Annotated in this window: 4 protein-coding genes; all 4 read left to right on the plus strand. The window is 73.5% G+C overall.

Going from position 1 to position 3,465, the window contains the following annotated elements; translation table 11 throughout:
- Positions 1 to 190 (plus strand): phage tail protein (locus tag HC022_RS21585; RefSeq protein WP_175583682.1); only part of this gene is annotated, 190 nt, incomplete at its 5' end.
- Positions 177 to 1,049: a hypothetical protein gene (locus HC022_RS21590; protein ID WP_167453783.1), complete on the plus strand. Its 873-nt coding sequence runs from the start codon at positions 177 to 179 to the stop codon at positions 1,047 to 1,049. The genes HC022_RS21585 and HC022_RS21590, both read left to right, overlap by 14 nt.
- A gap of 908 nt (positions 1,050 to 1,957) precedes the next feature.
- Positions 1,958 to 3,277 (plus strand): DUF4255 domain-containing protein, encoded by a 1,320-nt coding sequence (locus HC022_RS21595; protein WP_167453784.1) that lies wholly within the window; start codon positions 1,958 to 1,960, stop codon positions 3,275 to 3,277.
- A gap of 3 nt (positions 3,278 to 3,280) precedes the next feature.
- Positions 3,281 to 3,465: hypothetical protein (locus HC022_RS21600; RefSeq protein ID WP_167453785.1), on the plus strand; the 185-nt coding region annotated here is incomplete at its 3' end.

Consider the following 3,465-nt stretch of genomic DNA (forward strand, 5'->3'; position numbering starts at 1 on the left):
CGAGGCGGGGCAGCTGGTGCTGTCCTACCAGATCTTCCGGGCCTGGGTCTCGGAATACCAGGCGCTGCCCGATCTGGACGCCAATGCCAACGCCGTCGCCATCCAAATGCTGAAGCTGGAGAACGAGGGCTGGATCCGCGATGTCTCGGTGGTCGAACCCTCCGAGCCGAGTTTCGATGTCCCGGCATGACACCGGCGCGATCACGGCGGCGCCGGGGCAGCGCGTCACGGTCCCGCTGGCGCCGCCCCGCGGCGTGGCGGTTATGCACCCCCTGACCGGGGGCGACGAGCTCGATCTCTCCGACGCTTTGGGACCGCTGACGCCGGTGGCGGCGGAAACCGCGCTGCTGCTTGCGGGGGGGGCGGAGCTCGACGGGCAGCCGGCCGATGGCGGGGCGCTGGATGGGCTGGTCGCGGGTGACCGCAACCGCCTGCTGCTGGCGCTGCTCTGCGCCAGCTACGGCGCGCCGGGGCATCTCATCATGACCTGCGAGGGAGAGGGCTGCGGCGCGGTGCACGAGGTGCCGTTCGAGGCGGCGATGTTCCTCGGCGCCGTACCCGACGTGTCGGACGGCACGGTCGAGACGGAGGAGGGGCCGCTTGGTCTCAGGCTTCCCACGGGGGCGGACATTGCCGCGAGCGGCGGCTCGGCGGCGCGGCTGCTGGCGCTCTGTGCCGACGGGCCGGTGGCGTCCGGCGCGGTGGCGCAGGCCGAGGTGTGGCTCGCCACCGCCGACCCATGCGCGGAAATCGCGCTTGCCGCCGAGTGCGACGCCTGCGGGGCGGTGATCGGCGGGCGGCTCGATCCGCTTGAGCTGCTGCGGGCCCGGGGGGGGCGCCGGGGCGGGGGGGCGGGGGGGGTCGGCCCGCTTGGGCTGCTGCGCGCGGGGAGGGGCCGCGGGGGGGGGGTGCTGGCGGAGTTCGACCTGCTCGCCCGCCGCTATCACTGGAGCGAGGCGGAATTGCTGGCGATGCCGGCCCACCGCCGCCGCCGCTACGTGCGCATGGTCTGGGCCGAAGGCGGCGCGACAGCGAGGGGGGCGGCATGACCGGGGTGTTCGGCCGCCTCGCCGCCCGCGCGACCGGGCAGAGCCCCGGCGGGCCACCGACCCTGCGTGCCGCGGTCCCCCCGCGCTTCGCCCCGCCAGAGGGGCCGGGTGGCGGCATGGGCTTCGGTACGGAGATCATGGCGGAGACCGAGGCGTCCGACGCAGAGGGCGGCTCAACGGCGCGCGGTGAGACGGGGCGCGATGCGGTCCCTCCACCGTCTCCGGAGCGTTCGGGGGAGGCGCCGGGAGCGCGTCCGGCGCCGACCGCCGGAACCGTCGTCACATCGGAAAGGGCGCAGAGGGCAGAGCCGGGCCGAGACCATCGGGCGATGTATCCCGAGGGGGCTAATCCGCCGGCTCCCAGGCAGGACATACCACAGGCTGGCTTGGCGCAAAGCAGGCGAGACCCCCTGTCAGGCGCAGACGCAGATGCAGATGCAGCGCGGCCCGAAGAGCCGCCGCACCCATCGTCGCCGGAGGGTCTCACCATGCCCCACGGTGCGATCCCGACCGGCACTGCCGAAAGGACGGCCGAGAGCCCCACCGACTCCTCCAACCCTGTCGCCACCCCCGCATCCAACACCGCCCGCACCGCGCGCAGGGACCAGGGCGCAGAGCCCCCAAACCGCCTCACCAGCGGCGACAGCGCGCATCCGGCCCGAACCGCCAGCCCCTCAACCGCCCAGCCCCCCGGTGTCCCGGCATTCCGCCATGAACCCACCGCGCCAGACCAAACGCCCCACGCCGACCTGGCTCCGCCCCCCGGCCTGAGCATCGGCCGCATCGACGTCCCCTTCGAGGCCCCGGCGCCGCAGCCCTCCGTCCCCCGCCGCAAGGCCCCCGAGCGCACCCGGGGCTTCGAGAAATACGCCCGTGCGCGGCTCGGGCAGCGGGGCTAGGGGGCGGCGATGGCGAGCTATCAGGTCATCGCCGCGGCGACCCGTTCGATCCGGACCCTGCTGCGCGACCGGATGGCCACCGGCGTCGGCGTCACGGTGGCGCCGCCCGACCAGACCGTCACCGGCTTCGACGGCGCGCGGGTGAACCTCTACCTGATCCAGGTGCTCGAGAACGCCAGCCTCAAGAACGACCACGGCCCGCATCGCGGCCCGCCGGGCAGCTACGGCCGTCCGCCTCTGTCGCTGAACCTGCGCTACATGCTGACAAGCCATTCCGACAGCGAGGTGATGCCTGAATCCGATCTGACCGCGCAGGAGATCCTTGGCGACGCGCTGCATGTCCTGCACATGTTCGGCGCCCGGATGCACGAGCTGATCCAGGAAAACCTCGTGCCGCCCGCGCTCAACGAGCCGATCCTCGACCCGCTGCTGACGCAGGAACCGGAGCGCTTCAAGCTGACGCTCTATCCCGCCTCGCTCGAGGACGTGACCAAGATCTGGTCCGCACTCAGCGAGGAGAACTTCCGCCGCTCGGTGATCCTCGAGGGCACCGTGGTGCAGATCGACGACACCGAGCCGGTGCGCGTCGCGCCTCCGGTGACCGAGCGCCGGATCTTCGCCACGCTCGCCCGGCGTCCCACCATCGAGCGGGTCTTCGTGACCCCGCCGCCGGGCCAGCCCGAGGCCGAGATGCGCGTGGCGGTGGGCGAGGAGATCACCATCGTCGCGCGCAATGCCGCGGCGGCGCGGATCTTCGTGCAGTTCGGCGACCTGCCGCCCCTGCGCGTGGTGCCCGCGCCGGACGGTCGGATCCGGGTGCGCGTGCCCGACGCGGTGCTCGACGTGGATGTCGACCCGCCGCTCAGCCAGCCGATCCTTCCCGCGCAGCAGCTCCAGCCCGGCACCCTGCAGATCCGCCTGATCGCCGAGCTGACGGTCGAGGGCGTCGCCGGGGCGCAGGGCCGCGGCACCCGGATCGAGGAGACCCGGCGTGTGCCCTCGAACATCGCGCTGATGCAGCTGGTGCCGCAGATCACCGCGGTGACGCCCGGCAATGGCGATGCGGGCACCGTTCTGACGGTGACCGGCACACGGCTCTGGCACCCCGGCGCGCACGAGGCGCAGGTGGTGCTGGGCGACGCCGGGATCGAGATCAACCGCCCGCCGCCCAACCCGCTGCTGCCGCCCGCGCCGGGTTCGGTGCAGGTGCCAGTCGCCGATGCCGAGCTGCCCGCGCAGGCGGCGGGCGACCCCGGCTACCGGGTCGCGGTGCTTGTCGATGGCGTGCGCAGCCGCGACGACGGCTTCACCTTCCACCTGGATCCCTGAGCGATGCCCGAGGCCGTCCACAAGCTGCGCCCCGCGCCCGATGCCGCCACCGAGCTGCCGCAGGTGCTGCGCTGGGTGCGGGGCGTGCTGGCGCGCAGTCCCGACGATGCGCTGCGCGAGGGGCTTTCGCTGCTCGACCCGCTGGCGCGGCAGTTCGCGCTGGCACCGGTGGACGAGGACCTGCTGCT

This window comes from Salipiger sp. HF18, from assembly GCF_011806505.1.
Taxonomy (GTDB): Bacteria; Pseudomonadota; Alphaproteobacteria; order Rhodobacterales; family Rhodobacteraceae; genus Salipiger; species Salipiger thiooxidans.